This window comes from Variovorax sp. Soil_C_33 (assembly GCF_057656935.1).
In genome coordinates this window covers 54,504-70,526 of the sequence record NZ_JBDGJK010000019.1, presented here as the reverse complement: position 1 = coordinate 70,526, position 16,023 = coordinate 54,504, and the positions used below count along the sequence as shown (strand labels likewise).

At 68.6% G+C, this 16,023-nt stretch carries 14 protein-coding genes; 3 read left to right on the top strand and 11 right to left on the bottom strand.

From position 1 onward, the window contains the following. Positions 1–4: 4 nt before the first annotated feature. The gene (locus tag AC3A6B_RS24805; RefSeq protein WP_487839308.1) at positions 5–1,159 is read right to left on the bottom strand and encodes a cytochrome P450; all 1,155 of its coding nucleotides are present in this window, start codon (positions 1,157–1,159) and stop codon (positions 5–7) included. Between the two features lie 51 nt (positions 1,160–1,210). Between AC3A6B_RS24805 and AC3A6B_RS24800 the strand changes: the two genes are divergently transcribed. Beyond that, on the top strand, positions 1,211–1,903 hold the full coding sequence (locus AC3A6B_RS24800) for an ArsR/SmtB family transcription factor (protein WP_487839307.1): 693 nt from the start codon (positions 1,211–1,213) through the stop codon (positions 1,901–1,903). A gap of 9 nt (positions 1,904–1,912) precedes the next feature. On the opposite strand, the gene AC3A6B_RS24795 is transcribed toward AC3A6B_RS24800, so the two are convergent. The 8 genes from AC3A6B_RS24795 to AC3A6B_RS24760 all read right to left on the bottom strand — a co-directional run bounded on the left by AC3A6B_RS24795 (position 1,913) and on the right by AC3A6B_RS24760 (position 13,059). Continuing rightward, on the bottom strand, positions 1,913–2,923 hold the full coding sequence (locus AC3A6B_RS24795) for a Bug family tripartite tricarboxylate transporter substrate binding protein (RefSeq protein WP_487839306.1): 1,011 nt from the start codon (positions 2,921–2,923) through the stop codon (positions 1,913–1,915). A gap of 138 nt (positions 2,924–3,061) precedes the next feature. After that, entirely contained in the window at positions 3,062–4,579 is a 1,518-nt protein-coding gene (locus AC3A6B_RS24790; protein WP_487839305.1) for an AMP nucleosidase, read from the bottom strand. Positions 4,580–4,770: 191 nt separating this feature from the next. Beyond that, positions 4,771–6,126, bottom strand: a complete 1,356-nt coding sequence (gene gorA / locus AC3A6B_RS24785; RefSeq protein WP_487839304.1) for a glutathione-disulfide reductase — start codon at positions 6,124–6,126, stop codon at positions 4,771–4,773. Between the two features lie 74 nt (positions 6,127–6,200). Further along, on the bottom strand, positions 6,201–8,177 hold the full coding sequence (locus AC3A6B_RS24780) for a DUF6600 domain-containing protein (protein WP_487839303.1): 1,977 nt from the start codon (positions 8,175–8,177) through the stop codon (positions 6,201–6,203). Between the two features lie 125 nt (positions 8,178–8,302). Further along, positions 8,303–9,253: an extracellular catalytic domain type 1 short-chain-length polyhydroxyalkanoate depolymerase gene (locus AC3A6B_RS24775; RefSeq protein ID WP_487839302.1), complete on the bottom strand. Its 951-nt coding sequence runs from the start codon at positions 9,251–9,253 to the stop codon at positions 8,303–8,305. Positions 9,254–9,305: 52 nt separating this feature from the next. Then, on the bottom strand, positions 9,306–11,252 hold the full coding sequence (locus AC3A6B_RS24770; RefSeq protein ID WP_487839301.1) for a TRAP transporter large permease: 1,947 nt from the start codon (positions 11,250–11,252) through the stop codon (positions 9,306–9,308). Then, complete coding sequence (locus AC3A6B_RS24765; RefSeq protein ID WP_487839300.1) at positions 11,249–11,869, bottom strand: TRAP transporter small permease subunit; 621 nt, start codon at positions 11,867–11,869, stop codon at positions 11,249–11,251. The genes AC3A6B_RS24770 and AC3A6B_RS24765 overlap by 4 nt, the downstream gene beginning before the upstream one ends. Before the next feature lie 74 nt (positions 11,870–11,943). After that, entirely contained in the window at positions 11,944–13,059 is a 1,116-nt protein-coding gene (locus tag AC3A6B_RS24760; protein ID WP_487839299.1) for a TRAP transporter substrate-binding protein, read from the bottom strand. Between the two features lie 179 nt (positions 13,060–13,238). On the opposite strand from AC3A6B_RS24760, the gene AC3A6B_RS24755 reads away from it, so the two are divergent. Further along, positions 13,239–13,703 (top strand): rhodanese-like domain-containing protein, encoded by a 465-nt coding sequence (locus AC3A6B_RS24755; protein ID WP_487839298.1) that lies wholly within the window; start codon positions 13,239–13,241, stop codon positions 13,701–13,703. Here AC3A6B_RS24755 and AC3A6B_RS24750 read toward each other — a convergent pair. Both AC3A6B_RS24750 and lysM read right to left on the bottom strand, forming a co-directional pair. After that, positions 13,700–14,623: an arginase family protein gene (locus AC3A6B_RS24750; protein WP_487839297.1), complete on the bottom strand. Its 924-nt coding sequence runs from the start codon at positions 14,621–14,623 to the stop codon at positions 13,700–13,702. The genes AC3A6B_RS24755 and AC3A6B_RS24750 overlap by 4 nt on opposite strands. Before the next feature lie 36 nt (positions 14,624–14,659). Continuing rightward, entirely contained in the window at positions 14,660–15,124 is a 465-nt protein-coding gene (lysM, locus tag AC3A6B_RS24745) for a peptidoglycan-binding protein LysM (protein WP_487839296.1), read from the bottom strand. Between the two features lie 120 nt (positions 15,125–15,244). Between lysM and AC3A6B_RS24740 the strand changes: the two genes are divergently transcribed. Continuing rightward, positions 15,245–16,018, top strand: a complete 774-nt coding sequence (locus tag AC3A6B_RS24740; protein WP_487839295.1) for a type III pantothenate kinase — start codon at positions 15,245–15,247, stop codon at positions 16,016–16,018. Positions 16,019–16,023: the final 5 nt, after the last annotated feature.

Genomic DNA, 16,023 nt, shown 5'->3' with positions numbered 1-16,023 from the left:
CGGTTCAGCGGAACACGGGGATGCGGGCGTTGACCGAGGGCCGGTAATCCCAGCCGCGCGCGCGCAGCGATGCGGTGTCGACGCCGCCGGCCAGCAGCGCCTGCACGCCTGCCGCTGCCACGGTGCAGGCCAGGGCCTGGCCGGGGCAGGTGTGGGCGCCGTAGCCGAAACCCAGGGCCTGGCGATCGGCACGCTTCAGTTCTAAGTTCGCGGGTGCGGGGTTGAGCGCGGGATCGCGGTTCGCGGCGCCCAGCACCAGCAGCACCGCATCGCCCGGCGCGAGCGGCGTGCCTGCCACGAGGGTCGTTTCGGCGACGAAGCGGCGCGTGTTCTGCACCGAGGGATCGTGTCGCGCAACCTCCTGCACGAGGGCGTTCAGCAGCTCGGGCTGCGATTCGATCGTCTGCCTGAGCCCCGGCTCGCGCGCGAGCGCCACCAGGCTGTTGCCCAGCAGGCCGGCCGTGGCCTCGCAGGTCTGCGACAGCAGTCCGGCCAGGTTGGCCAGCAGGGCGCGCGAGTTGTCGTTCGGCGCCTGCGCGCGCACCGCAGCCAACAAGCTGCCGTCCTGCGCAGGCTGCGCGGCCACGAGCTGCTCGAAGCGCTTCATCAGCGCCTCCGCGGCCTCGCTCGCGGCCTGCAACTGCGCAGCGGTGGACAGCGGCGACAGGCAGGCGACGAAGTCGCGCATCCAGTCCGAGATGCGTGGCAGTTCCTCGTCGGCGAAGCCCAACAGGTGCGCGACGCCCGCGACCGGCAGCGCGAAGCAGGCATCGGACAGCGACGCGGCGGGCATCTGCGTGGCGACCTTCAAAACCTGCGCATGCGCCGACCGCAGATCGAGCCCGGCCAGCGTACGCTGCAGCACCGGCTTGTGTTGCGCATGCGGCGCGCCGTCGTTCATGCGCACGAGACGGCCGAACAGTTCGCCGGCCGGCGTGCCGGCGATCGCGCGCGGCACCGGCTCGGCGGCGGGGCGCACGCGCAGCGCAGGGTTGGCGAGCAGTTCACGCACGGTTTCGGCACGGCTCGCGATCCAGAGGCGCAGGCCTTCGTCGTAGACCAGCGCCGGTCCTTGTCGCAGCACGGCGTACCACGGGTAGGGGTCGGGATGCGTGGCGGCCGCGATGGCGTCGGCTGGCGGGGCGATGTCGTGGTTCATGTCCGAAGTGTGATGCTTCCCGCACGCACACACTTCGCTTAGCATCGAAGTATGGATGCATCGAGTGCCGACTCCCATCTCGCGCGGCTGGCCGGCGCCATCGCCGAGCCGGCGCGTGCGCGCATGCTGTGCTGCCTGCTCGACGGCCACGCCCGCACCGCGACCGAGCTGGCCGCCGTGGGCGAGGTCGCAGCCTCGACCGCGAGCGCGCATCTGGCGCGGCTCAAGGAGCAGAGGCTGGTCGAATCGGTGGCGCAGGGCAAGCACCGCTATTTCCGCCTTGCGGGCAGCGAGGTCGCCGCCGTGCTCGAAGGTCTGCTGGTGGTCGCCGGTGCCCCTGCGAGCGAGTTTCGGCCGACCGCGCCCAGCCGCCTGCGCGCGGCGCGCACCTGCTACGACCACATGGCCGGCACGGCCGGCGTCGCGCTGCACGACCAGCTGCATGCGCAGGGCTGGCTGCACGCGGCGTCCGAGGGCGGCGTCTACGAGCTGACGGCCGAGGGCGCGGTGGCGCTCGAAAGCCTGGGGCTGGACATCGAGAGCGCGCGCAGTTCGCGCCGGCGTTTCGCCTGCGCCTGCCTCGACTGGAGCGAACGGCGGCCGCACCTGGGCGGCGCTTTGGGCGCGGCCTGGCTGCAGCTGTCGCTGCGGCGCGGCTGGGTGCGGCAGGAGCTGGACGGCCGGGCCCTGGCGCTCACGCCCAAGGCCAAGCGCGAGATGCCGGAGCTGTTCGGTCTGGCCTGAGGGACTTCTTCAGGCTTTGAGCTTGAGGATGTAAGTCAGCACGCCCGCGGTCGCCACATCCAGTTCGAGGAAGGACTTGAAGTCCTTCCCTTCCATCCAGTAGCTGTCCCAGTTGCTGCGCTTGATGGTTTTCAGCCAGGAGTCCGTGGCCACGGCGCGCCGCACGGCTTCGAGCAGCACCGCCTGGCGCTGCGATGGCACGGCCTTGCCGGTGAAGACGCCGCGCCAGTTGGCAAGATCCGCATCCACGCCCTGCTGCCGTACCGAGGGGATGCCCTGGAACGGGCTCTTCGACGACACGCCGATCGCGCGCAGCTTGCCGCTGGCGATGTGCTCGCTGAATTCGCTGTAGCCCGAGATGCCGGCAACGGCCTTGCCGGATTCCACCGCCGACACCACCTGCGCGCCGCCGGGGAAGGGCTGGTAGACCAGCGAAGCGGTGTTGCCGGCCACGCGCGCCAGCATGCCCGCGAACATGTGATCGACCCCGCCTGCCGAGCCGCCGGCGATGGCGGCGTTCGCGGGATCGGCGCGCAACTTCGAGATCAGGTCCTTCGCGGTCATGATCGGCGAGTCGCTCTTGACGACGACCATCTCGTAGTCGCTGGTCAGCCGTGCGACGGGCGCGATGCGGCTCATGTCGACCGGCGGCTTCTGCAGCGCCACGGCGCCGACCATCACCATGCCGCTCATCAGCAGGGTGTCGGGATCGGCGTCGTACTTCTCGACGTAGCGCGCGAGGCCGACGGTGCCGCCCTTGCCGCCGATGTTCTCGTACTCGATCTGGCCGACCGCGCCGGCGGCGACCAGCGCGGCGCCCAGGGCCCGGCCGGTCTGGTCCCATCCGCCGCCCTCGTTGGCCGGGATGACGATGCGCAGGCGGGGTATCGCGGCCGCGCTTGCTGCTGCTGTAGCGGCGGGCGCAGGCCGCGCCGCCTGGGCCCATGCGGATGCCGGCAGGGCGCCGGCTGCGGTGGCGGCGAGCCACGAGGTGAAGATGCGCCGCGTCGGGTCAACCATGGGGGAGTGGGGACACAAGATGTGTCAAGTTGTTGCAGACGGGCGGAATCCTAGCCGACGATGCGCCGCGTTCAGCGTCGCCTGTGGCGAGCAAACGCCAGCCGCGCGCCAACAAAATCTCGAAAAGCGGCGCTCCGCCTACTGGAATGCCACTTCGGCGAAGCTGCGCAGCTTGCGGCTGTGCAGCCGGCTCGAACCCTCGCTGCGCAGCACGTCGATCGCGGCCATGCCGATGCGCAGATGCTGCTCCACCCGCTCGCGGTAGAAGTGGTTGGCCATGCCGGGCAGCTTGATCTCGCCATGCAGCGGCTTGTCGCTCACGCACAGCAGGGTGCCGTAGGGCACGCGGAAGCGGAAGCCGTTGGCCGCGATGGTGGCGCTTTCCATGTCGAGCGCCACCGCGCGGCTCTGGCTGAAGCGCCGCTGCGGCTGGTTGCCCGGCAGGAGCTCCCAGTTGCGGTTGTCGGTGCTCGCCACGGTGCCGGTGCGCATGATCTTCTTGAGCTGCGCGCCCTGCATGCCGGTGACATCCGCCACCGCCTTCTCGAGCGCGAGCTGGATTTCCGACAGCGCCGGGATCGGCACCCACAGCGGCAGCTCCTCGTCGAGCACATGGTCCTCGCGCACGTAGGCGTGGGCCAGCACGTAGTCGCCGAGCTGCTGCCCCTGGCGCAGGCCGGCGCAGTGGCCGAGCATCATCCACGCGTGCGGGCGCAGCACGGCCACGTGGTCGGTGATGGTCTTGGCGTTGGCCGGGCCGACGCCGATGTTGACCATCGTGATGCCGCTGCAGTCCTCGCGCACCAGGTGGTAGGCCGGCATCTGCGGCAGGCGCCCCGGCGGCGTGCCTTGCGTGCCGTCGAGCAGCGCGCCGAATGTGCCGCTCGAGCCCGCCGCGAGTCCGCGCCGGCGCGTGATCACGTTGCCGGGCTCGATGAAGGCGATGTAGCCGCTCTTCTCGTCGGTCATCGCCTCGTGCCCGAGGCGCACGAACTCGTCGATGTAGAACTGGTAGTTGGTGAAGAGCACGAAGTTCTGGAACCACTCGGGCGCGGTGCCGGTGTAGTGGCGCAGCCGGTGCAGCGAGTAGTCCACGCGCGCCGCGGTGAAGAGCGAGAGCGGCTGCGCTTCGCCGGGCTTGGGCTCGAAGGTGCCGTTGGCGATGCCGTCGTCCATCGCGCCGAGATCGGGCAGGTCGAACACGTCGCGCATCAGCGCGCGCCGCTCGACGCTCATCGTGCCTTCGATGTGGTCGTTCTCGGCGAAGGAGAAGTGGACCGGGATCGGCTGCGTGCTGGTGCCGACCTCGAGCTCGACCTCGTGGTTCTCGAGCAGGAGCCGGAACTGCTCGCGGTAATAGCGGTTGAACAGGTCGGGCCGCGTCAGCGTGGTTTCGTAGCGGCCCGGCCCGGCGACGAAGCCGTAGCTCAGCCAGGCATTGGCCGCCGGCGTGCGGCGCGAGACCGTGTGCGTATGAACGCGGACGAAGGGGTAGCAGGCGCGCACGCGGCCGGCCAGGCTGTCCCCGGCCACGAAGCGCTGCATCGCGTCGCGCAGGTGCTGCAGGCCGCCGTTGTAGATGGCCCGCACCTGTTCGAGGGCTGCGTCGGGGTCGGTGAAGCGGGCGGGGGCGACGAAGGCGGGCATGTAGGGCATCTGCGGATTGTGCAGCGTGGAAGGCGGCTGCCGCCGGGCCGCCTCAAGGCGAGCCGCGCCCGGTGCTGTCGCCAGAGGCGACAGCCCTTCAGCCCGTCCGAGGCTGCGCAGGCAGCCTTGGCGCCGCGGTCCTCAGCCCCTCGGGGGTGGAGTTACACGCAGCGAAGCGAAGTGAAAAGCCGGGGGGCCGTTTACCCGGGCATCGGTTCGCGCATCGTGACGAACTCCTCGGCCACCGTGGGGTGGATGCCGATGGTGCTGTCGAACATCGCCTTGGTGGCGCCGGCGCGCATCGCGACCGCGAAGCCCTGCACCACCTCGCCCGCGTCGGGCCCCACCATGTGCAGGCCGACCACGCGGTCGCTGGCGCGCTCGACGATCAGCTTCATGAAGGTGCGCTCGCCGCTGCCCGAGAGGGTGTGGCGCAGGGCCTTGAACTCGCTGCTGAACACGTTGACCTTGCCGAACTTGGCGCGCGCCGCGGCCTCGGTGTAGCCGCAGGTGCCGATGTTCGGATGGGTGAAAACGGCCGTCGGCGTGAATTCGTAGTCGAGCTGGCGCGGACCCTTGCCGAAGAGCGTGTCCACCACCACCATCGCCTCGGCCAGCGCCACCGGCGTCAGCTGCTGCCGCGTCGACACATCGCCCACCGCGAAGACCGAGGACACCGAGCTGCGGTAATGCGCATCGACCACCACGCCGCCGCGCTCGTCGAGCGCAACGCCCGCGGCTTCGAGGCCCAGGCCCTGCGTGTTGGGCACGCGGCCGGTCGCGTAGAGGATGGTGTCGGCCTCGACGCGCTGGCCGCGCGAGAGCAGCGCGCACAGGCCGCTGTCCGTGCGCGTGATCATGTCGATCTCGCAGTTGAAGCGGATGTCGACGCCGGTGCGCGTCATCTCCTTGGCCAGGAACTGGCGCAGGTCCTCGTCGAAGCCGTTGAGCAGGTGCGCGCCGCGATATAGCTGCGTGACCCGGGCGCCCAGGCCGTTGAAGATGGAGGCGAACTCACAGGCGATGTAGCCGCCGCCCACCACCAGCAGTCGCTTCGGAAAAGGGTCGAGGTCGAACATCGCGTCCGAGATCACCAGGTGCTCCCGACCCGCCACCTCCGGCACGAAGGGCATGCCGCCGGTGGCGACCAGCACGTGGCGCGCCGTGTGCTTCTTCTCGCCGATTTGCACCGTGTGGGCGTCGGCCAGCTGCGCCCAGCCCTGGATCAGCGTGACGCCGGCGCCTTCGAGCAGGCTGCGGTAGACGCCGTTGAGCCGCGTGATCTCGCGCGCGCGATTGGCCTTGAGCCGGTTCCAGTCGAAGCGCGGTTCGCCGCCCTGCCAGCCGAAGCCGGCCGCCTCCTCGAAGGACTCGGCGTAGCCGGCCGCGTAGCTGTAGAGCTTCTTGGGAATGCAGCCGACATTGACGCAGGTGCCGCCCAGCTCGGCGCATTCCGCCAATGCCACGCGGGCGCCGCGCTGGGCCGACATGCGCGCCGCACGCACGCCGCCGCTGCCGCCGCCGATCACGAACAGGTCGAAGTCGAATGTGCGCATGGGTGCTCCTTGCGGCCGACTGTAGCCGGCCGAAGGAGCGGCTGCTGCGCGGGTTTGTGATCGGCTGCGGTCTTTCAGGGCCGGTCGCCCTGCTGTGCCGAGTCGCGCGACGTCGCGCGCTGCTGCAGGATCTGCTGTCGCTGCTGCATGGCGCGCTGCTGGGCTTCCTGGGCCTGGCGCATCGCGTTGTGTTGCTGCTGCATCTGCAACTGCTGGGCCTGCTGCTGCGCCTGGATCTGCTGCTGCGCGCGCAGCGCCTGCTGCTGTTGCAACTGCTGCATCTGTTGTTGGGCCTGCTGCTGCGCCTGAATCTGCTGCTGTGCCCGCAAGGCCTGCTGCTGCATCTGTTGGGCCTGTGCCTGGGCAGCGGCACGCTGCTGCATCTCCTGCTGCTGGCGTATGGCCTGCAACTGCATCTGCTGCTGGGCGTGGGCCTGTGCCTGCGCCTGGGCTTGCGCGGCGCGCTCCTGTTGCTGCTGGCGCAGCCCGTCGCGTTGCTGCTGCATCTGTTGAAGCTGTTGCGCCTGCTGGAGTTGCTGCGCCTGCTGCGCTTGTTGCAACTGCTGCGCCTGCTGGAAGCGCTGCGCCTGCTGCAATTGAAGTTGCTGCTGCGCCTGCGTCTGGGCGGCGCGCTGCTGAAGCTGCTGTTGCGCTTGCTGCGTCTGCTGCTGTTGCCGCGCCTGCTCGAACTGGAACTGCTGCTGCCGTGCCTGGAAGGCAGGCGGCGGCAGCGAGGCAGAGGGACGCCCGAAGCCGCCGAAGTGCCGATCGCCGCGCGGCGGAATCGGCACCGCCGGTGCGACCTGCATCTGCGCGATGCGGTCCTCGGGCACGCGCAGGAAGTCGCGCCGGGCGATGGGGCCGCGGCCGAAGATGTCCACTGGCACGACCGAGAGCGCGCCGGGTGTGTTGCGGTGCAGGTACTCGGCGCGCGCCAGTTGCCGCTGGTAGGCGATCGCGCGGTTGACCTCGTCGATGTAGCGCTGGCTGGCGCGGTAGCCCGGCCGCCAGGGCTCGCCCGGCGCGAGAGGGAACCAGCCCACGCCGTTGCGGCCGCCGCCGATGTGGGCCCCGCCCACGAAGCCGACCAGGGCCGGTGCATAGATCGGCCGCACATTCGGCCGGCCCGGCACCCAGGCCCAGCGCGGGCCGATGCGAGCCCAGCGCCCGTAGTGGGAAGGCGCAAAGCCCCACGGCTGGGCGTCGACCCAGGTCCAGCCCCAGGGGGCGACGTCGACCCACTGGCCGTCGCGGTAGGGCGCCCAGTCGGCGTCCACATTGCGCGGGTACCAGACGTTGCCGTATTCGGGAACGTTCTGCCAGTCGCCATAGTTGTCCAGCTGCTGGTAGCCGACCACTTCGCGCGAGACGTACCGCGCCGAGATCGACTGCTCTTCGATGCGGTCGCGCTCGGCCACCCAGCGCTCGAAGGCGTCATTGCCGGCGCGCACCGGGCCCCCGCTCACCGCCGCCAGATTGCGCCCCGATACCGTGAGCTGCTGGCGCGCACCGAGCGGCATCGACTCGCCGCCCTCGCCATAGAGCGTGGCGCTGCCGGCGGCAATGGCCACGCGCGTGGTACCGGCGGCCGGATCGGCTTCGATGCGATAGTCGCCGGGCGCGTCGATCACCACCGCGAGGTTGCCGGTGTCGATTTCGAAACGCTGGCCCTCCATCGGTTCGCGCACGCGCACCTGAAGGCTGCCCCGCTGGGCGGTGATGCGGGCGGTGTCGTCGTCGAGTTCGGAGATCGCGATGCCGGTCTGGTCGTCCAGCCGCAGCGTGGCGGAGCCCACGTGCAGTTCGGCGCGGGCATTGCGATCGGTCCAGAGGCGGTCGCCGGTGGTGATCGGCCGGTTCGGGACCACGTCGTACCAGCTGTCGTCGCCGGCCGGCGAGAAGCTGATGGTGCCCTGATGGAAGTTGAGGCGGGCCACGCGGCCCGGCGGATCCTGCTGGGCAAAGGCCGCAAGCCCGGTGAAGAGCAGCGCCAGACCCAGCAGCCAACCGGCCGCGCGGCGGCCGGACGTCGAGGTGATGCGGTGTTTCATGGTCGATCCCTTCGTGATCCGCTTCTGGCTCCATTAACGCGCGAGTGCGGCCCGGCGCTGGCGTCGGCTTTGCAAAGCTTTGGCAAATATCGCTCGCCGGCGCAACCTGATGTAAACGCGGTGGGTTATGGCGTCTGCGGATGCGAGAGAAAGAAGCGCAGCATCTCGGCACTCGCGTCCGGCCCGGCGGGATCGGTGAACGAACCCTCCGCGCTGCCGCCGGCCCAGGCGTGGCCGGCGCCGTGCAGCAGCCAGTGCTCGACCGCGATGCGGCCATGGGCATCGGCGTAGGTGCGGCGGGCATAGGCGCGGCCTTGCTTCGACCGGCCTTGCATCTCGTGCGCTTCTGGCAGGCCGGCGCCGGCCTCGGCGGCGAGCGCGGCTGTCGCCACCTCTTCGCCGTTGCGCGGATGCACCGTCTGGTCGGCATCGCCGTGGAACACGATGGTCGGCCGCACCGGGCCCGTCCTCGCGGCCACCGGCGCGCCGTTCTTCATCGCCGACAGCGCCGACATCAGGTCCTTCGCCGCGCCGATCGGCAGGCCCGAGTGCACGCCGACCGCGGCGAAGAGCTCGGGGTGGGTGCGCCCCATGATGTCGGCCATCGCACCCCCGGCCGAGAGGCCCGCTACGTAGACGCGCGCCGGATCGACCGCGTGATCGGCCATCACCGAACGCGTGAGGGCAGCGAGGAGGGCAGGCTCGCCGCGCTCGCGCTGTTGGTGCTGCGGCAGGAACCAGTTCCAGCATTTCGCCGCGTTGTGCTGCTTCGTTTGCGTCGGGTAGAGCGCCAGGAAGCCGCGCTCGGCGGCGAGCCGGTTCATCTGCGTGCCGGCCGCGAAGTCGTCCGGGTCCTGGGTGCAGCCGTGCAGCATGAGCAGCAGCGGGCGCCGCTGGCCGGTGCCCTTGGCCGGCACGAAGAGCTTGTAGGCGATGTGGCGGTGCTGGTGCGCAAAGCTGCCGGCCAGCCACTGTCCCGGGGCGGGTTCGGCGGCAGGCGGGAGCAGGCGGAGGCGCCGCAGCGCATGGGGGACGGCGCGCGTCCAGCGCGCCAGGCGTTCGAGCAGAGGATTCATGGCAGGCGGGTCGGCTGAGAGCGGCCCATTGTCGGCCGCTCGTGCCGTGCGCCTACTTGTACAACAGCTGTGGCAGCCAGAGGCCGATCTGCGGCCAGATGTAGAGCAGCAGGATGGCGAGCACCTGGATGCCCATGAAGGGCAGCATGCCGAGGAAGATCTGGTTCAGCGTCACGTGCGGCGGACTCACGCCCTTCAGGTAGAAGGCCGCCATCGCGACCGGCGGCGAGAGGAAGGCCGTCTGCAGGTTCAGCGCCACCAGCAGGCCGAAGAACAGCGGATCGACGCCGAAGTTGTCCAGGAGCGGGATGAAGATCGGCATGAAGATCACGATGATCTCGGTCCATTCGAGCGGCCAGCCCAGCACGAAGATGATGATCTGGCTCAGCACCAGGAACTGGATCTTGCTGAGGTTCATGCTCAAGACCCATTCCTCCACCAGCGCCTGCCCGCCGAGCAGCGCGAAGGCGGCCGAGAAGATGGCCGAGCCGACGAACAGCCAGCACACCATGGCCGAAGTCTTGGCGGTCAGGAAGACCGACTCCTTCAGCACGCTCATCGTGAGCCGGCGATAGGCGGCTGCGAGCAGGAATCCCCCCAGCGCCCCCATGGCGGCCGCTTCCGTCGGCGTCGCGAGACCGAGCACGATGGAGCCGAGCACGGCCAGGATCAGCAGCATCAGCGGAAAGAAGGATGCCAGCAGCATCTTGAAGATCTCGAGCCGCGCGAAGCTCAGGAACAGGTAGAACAGCGCGGTGATCGCGCCGAGCACGGCGAAGCAGACCCACCACCAGGTCGGCGCCGCGCGCGTGCTGGGCGCGCCGGCTTCGGGCGCGCTGCCCGCTTCGGCGGCGGCTGCTGCCGGCGGCGCGGCGGCAGCGCCGGGCGGCTCCTGCACGCTGCCGGAAGAAGGCGGCTCGGCCAGCCCGCCCTCGCTCGGCGGCTCCTGCAGGCCGCCTTCGTTGTCGGCCGGGGGTTCCTGCAGGCCGCCCGCCTGTTCGTCCGGCGCGCTGCGCGAGGCACCGATCTCCTGGATGTCGTAGCGCGCCTCGGCGGCCACCGTCGTCACGGCGCGGTAGCTGGTCAGCGCCAGGATCGCGAAGATCAGGCCGGGCAGCAGCACGATGCCCAACTGCCGCAGCAAATGGCTGACCGGAACGTCGGCGTTGCGCCGGCCCTTGAGCGCAGCAACCAGCCGCCCGAGCGCATGCGCGCCAGGGTCGGTCGTGAGCAGCTGAGTGAGCGGCGGCAGCGGCACGGCCCGGTCGGCCGCCGACAGCGGCGGCGCCCAGGCCGGCTTGAGCTTGGCGACGATGATCACGTACACGACGTAGAGCGAGGCCAGCATCACGCCGGGGAAGAAGGCGCCCGCGTAGAGCTGCACGACGGACACGCCGGCGGTCGCGCCGTAGACGATCAAGAGCACCGAGGGCGGAATCAGGATGCCGAGGCAGCCGCCCGCCGTGATCGAACCCGCCGCGAGCGGAATGCTGTAGCCGGCGCGCAGCATCGCGGGCAGCGCCAAGAGGCCCATCAGCGTGACCACCGCGCCGACGATGCCGGTGGCGGTCGCGAAGATCGTGCAGGTGACCAGCGTGGCGACGGCCAGCGCGCCCGGCAGGCGCGCCATCGCGAGATGCAAGCTCTTGAACAGCGTCTCGATCAGGTTGGCCCGCTCGACCAGGTAGCCCATGAAGACGAACAGCGGCACGGCGATCAGCACGTCGTTCGCCATCGTCTTGTAGGCCGCCTGCACCATCAGGTCGAGCGTATGGGTGGTGTTCCGCTCGTAGGCGAACCAGGTGAAGATCATCCCCATGCCCATCAGCGTGAAGGCGGTGGGAAAGCCCAGCATGATCGCGACGACCACCAGCGACAGCATCAGCAGGCCGAGGTGGCCGTTGGTGATGGTCTCCACGCGCAGCAGCATGATCGCCGCGGCGCCGACGATCAGGAACATGAACGAGAGGCCGAACCAGAGTTCCTTGCGGATCTTCATTTCGTCGCCTCCTTCGAGGCGATTACGACGTCCAGCGCCTGGATGTCCTTGTCGTCGACATGCACCATCTCCTTGAGCTTCTCGACGTCGACTTCTTCCACGTCTTCTTCGCGCAAGGGCCAGACGCCGTTCTGGATGCACTGCACGCAGCGCACGATCTCGACGAAGCCCTGCAGCAGCAGCGTGATGCCAGCCAGCGGGATGATGTACTTGAAGGGATAGAGCGGCAGCGGGTCGGCCGAGAAGGTCTGTTCGCGAATGGCGAGCGATTCGCCCGCATAGATCCAGCCGGCCCAGGTCAGCGCGACGATGCCGGGCAGGAAGAAGAGGATGTAGAGCGCCAGGTCGAAGATGGCCTGCGTGCGCGGCCGGAAGAAGCCGTAGAGCACGTCGCCGCGCACATGGCCGTTCTTGCTCAGCGTGTAGGCGCCTGCGGTCATGAACAGCGTGCCGTACAGCATGATCTGCGCATCGAGCACCCAGGCGTGCGGCCGGTTGAGCACGTAGCGGGAGAACACCTCCCAGCTGATGAGCACGGTGAGCAGCACCGCGCACCAGGCGAAGGTCTTGCCGACCAGGGTCGAGAAGCGGTCGACCGCCAACATAAAAGATTGCATAACGGATCCTGGCCTCGCGGGGCCGCAAAAAGAAGGAGGGGCACCTCAGGTGCCCCTCGCCGTATGACCGTGAATCAGGACTTCTTGGCTTGCCGCCCGAAGTAGTGGTTGTAGGCCATCTTGAAGTCGACGGTGTAGTCGTTGTACCACTGGCCGACCCGTTCCGCGAAGGCCTTTTGGGAATCCAGCACCTTCTTGAACATCGGGTTCTCGGTCGCCTTCTTGGCCACCGTCTTGTCCCACGACGCGAGTTGCGCGCGCAGGATCGGATCGGGCGTCTTGTAGAACTTGACGCCCGCCTTCTTCAGCTCGATGTAGTCCTGCGAGTTGCGCTCCATCGCCTTCCAGCTCATGTCGGCGCTGGCCGCCTGGACGCCGTACTCGATGATCGCCTTCAGCTCGGCCGGCAGCGCGTTGAGCTTGCCTCGGTTGAACAGGATCTCGAACTGCTCGCCCGACTGGTGGAAGCTCTGCAGCATGCAGTTCTTGGCGACGTCGGGGAAGCCGAGCACCCGGTCGCTGGACGCGTTGTTGAATTCGGCCGCATCGATCAGGCCGCGGTCCAGCGCCGGCACGATCTCGCCGCCCGGCAGCGGATTGACCGCGGTTCCCATGTCGGTGAACACGTCCACCGCCAGGCCGACGGTACGGAACTTCAGGCCCTTCATGTCCTCGGCCTTCGCGACCGGCTTCTTGAACCAGCCCAGCGGCTGCGTCGGCATCGGACCGTAGAGGTAGGACGCGACGTCGAGATTGAGGCCCTTGTAGATCTCCTCGAGCAGCGCCTTGCCGCCGCCGTAGTTGTGCCAGGCCAGCACGGTGTTGGCATCCATGCCGTAGCCCGGCCCCGAACCCCACAGCGCAAGTGCGGAGTTCTTTCCGTACCAGTAGGCGACCACGCCGTGGCCGCCGTCGAGTGTGCCCTTGGCCACCGCGTCGAGCAGCTGGAAGGCCGGCACCACGGATCCGGCGGGCAGCACCTCGATCTTGAGGCGCCCGCCGGCCATGTCGTTGACCTTCTTGGCGAAATCCTGTGCGTACTCGTGGAAGATGTCCTTCGAAGGCCAGGTGCTCTGAAAGCGGAAGGACGTGGTCTGCGCCATGCTGACCATGGGCGCGGACATGGCGCCGGCCGCCACGGCTGCGCCCTTCAACAGGCTGCGGCGGCGGTTCGGTTTGTTCTCGGTCATTGCGTATTTCTCCGTTGGTGCCTGGAAAACCCCAGACTGCCATCTTTGACATGTGAACATTCGCGACAAAGAGGGTTTTCACGAACTGGTGAAGAATCATGGGATGCGGAACGGACTTCTGACGCAAAGACCGCCCGCTTCTAAGCAGTAACCCTAGGGAACAGAAGGATGACAGTGACATGACCCAGCCGGCCCCGAACACAAGCAACGCAGGCAGCACACCAGCCGGTGAACGAGCGGGCGTGCGGCCGGCCGAGGGCTATGCCGGCGACGTCACCCCCGAGCAGGCGCATGCGTGGGTCGCCGGTGGCGAGGCGGTGCTGGTCGACGTGCGCAGCGATGCGGAGCGCGAATGGGTGGGCTATGTGCCCGGTGCGGTGGGGCTGGCCTGGAAGCAGTGGCCAGGCATGGCGCTCAATGCCGGTTTCGACGAGGGTCTCAAGGCTGCCGTGCCGGCGGGCAAGAAGGTTGTGATGCTGTGCCGCAGCGGCGTGCGCTCCATCTCGACCGCGCGGCGCGCCACCGAACTGGGCCTCGAGGCCTACAACATCCTCGAAGGTTTCGAGGGCGACCCCGACGCCGAGGGCCACCGCGGGCGCAAGGGCGGCTGGCGCCTGCGCGGCCTGCCGTGGAAACAGAACTAACTAGAAGTGCTTTGCCATCGGGGTGATGCAGCCAGAGCATCAGCCAAGGCTCCAGCAAAGGTCCGCAGGGTCGAGCCATCGATTTCGCCGTGGTCAGGGTTCAGCTCGCACACGGTAAGCGCCGTCCAATTCGGCGCGCACAGCAAGGGGCGGAGCGACGCCATGAGCTGATCGAACCGGAGGCCTACGTTGCGGCGATTGTTCTCTGCAAGCGGCATATCGACGAAGTCGAGCACATCGACATCCAGGTGGACGAGCAGCCGCTCGAACTGCCGCGCCCAGCCGCTGACGACGGCCTCCGCGGCACTTGACGGGTCGGCGGCGACGTCCGTCAGCCGAACCTCGGCGATGCCGAGTTCGTCGATGATCTGCCGCTCGAAAGGCTCGACGTTGTCGTTGGCGAAGAAGAGCACTTGCTCCGGACGGAGCATCGGCACGCGCGGCCCCAGCGTGGCGAGTTCCGGCACCGTGCCCCTGACGTTCAGCATGTGCGCAACACCCATCCAGTCCAGGGCGCCGTCCTGCGTGCTGTGGGGCGTGTTCAAGTCGGTATCGAGGTCGATGTAGACGACGCCGATACTTTGCGTCTCTCGAAGCGCGCCGGCTACCGTGCCGATCTCGACAGTGCAATCACCCCCGAGGACGAGCACTGCCGCGTCGGCAGCGAGGGCGGAAGCGACACGCTCTGCGGTGGCTTTGGCCACCGTCGAGGCTGCATTCACATTCATGGCACGCGGGTTCACCCTGTCCGCACGCCAGCGGAAACCCAGAACGTCTCCATGATCGTCGACCGCGATGCCCCGGGCGGCCAGATACGCCGGCAACCCAGCAGCTCGGAGAGCAGCCGGGGCCTTCTCTTGGCCAGGCGCGTAGGCGCCTGCGCTGCTTGGTGCGCCAACGATGGCCAGGCGCTTGAACATGGCGAGAGCGCACCCGGATGAGGACGCGCGTCGGTTCTACTTCAGAGGCGGAATCCGCAGCTTCTGCCCCGGATAGATCTTGTCCGGATGGCTCAGCATCGGCTTGTTGGCCTCGAAGATCGCGTTGTACTTGTTGGCATCGCCGTAGTACTTCTTCGAGATGGCCGACAGGGTGTCGCCCTTGACCACGTCGTGGTACTGCGCCGGATCGGCCGCGGGCGCCACCAGCTTGTTGTCGACCTGCGTCACGTTGGCCACGTTGCCCGCAGCGAGCGATGCTTTTTCGCTAGCCTCCTGCGAGGGGGCGTTGCCCGCGAGCGTGACCACGCCCGAGGCGGCGACGTAAGTCACTTCCAAACCGGTCAGGCCCAGGTTCTGGGTCTCGATGTAGGTCTTGATCGCGGCGGCCGCCTTCTGGTTGGCATCCGGTTCGGCCGCCTGGGCCGAGGAGCCTCCGAACAGCTTTTCTCCCGCCTCTTTGATAAAACTCAGCAAACCCATGGTGTTCTCCTTGCGCCGTGTTGATCGGAAGGGCACTGTACCGTCGGAACGTGACCGCCGCGCGTAGGTTGCGACCGCATCTGCAAGCGCCCGTAAGCACAACTCGCAATAATGCCGCGCATGGCATTCCTCGCGATCGACATCGGCAACACCCGCCTCAAGTGGTCCCTCTACGATGTGGCGCGGCCGGGCGCGTCGCTGCTGGCGCACGGTGCCGAGTTTCTCGACCACATCGAGCGGCTGGCCGACGGCCCCTGGGCCGACCTGCCCGCGCCGGCCTCGATGCTCGGTTGCGTGGTGGCCGGCGACACGGTGCGGCGGCGGGCCGAGGAGCAGGTGGTGGAGCGCTTCGACTGCTCGCCGCGCTGGGTGGTTTCCAGCGCCGCCGAGGCCGGCATCGTGAACGGCTACGACCATCCGACGCGGCTGGGCGCCGATCGCTGGGTCGCGATGATCGGCGCGCGCCACCGCATGCTGTCGCAGGGGCCGGCGCGCCCGATGGTGGTGGTGATGATCGGCACCGCGGTGACGGTCGAGGGGGTGGATGCCAATGGCAAGTTCCTCGGCGGCCTGATCCTGCCGGGCCACGGCATCATGCTGCGCGCACTCGAATCGGGCACCGCTGGCCTGCACGTGCCGACCGGCGAAGTGCGCGAGTTCCCCACCAACACCAGCGATGCGCTGACCAGCGGCGGCACCTTTGCGATCGCGGGGGCGGTGGAGCGCATGGTGCAGCACGTGCGCTCGCACTGCGGCGTGGAGCCGGCCTGCTACATGACGGGCGGAGCGGCCTGGAAGATGGCGCCGAGCATGAACGGGGAGTTCGAGCTCGTAGATGGATTGATCATGGATGGGTTGCTGGTGATTGCGCAGGAGCGCCTTCTGACGTCCTAGCTTCT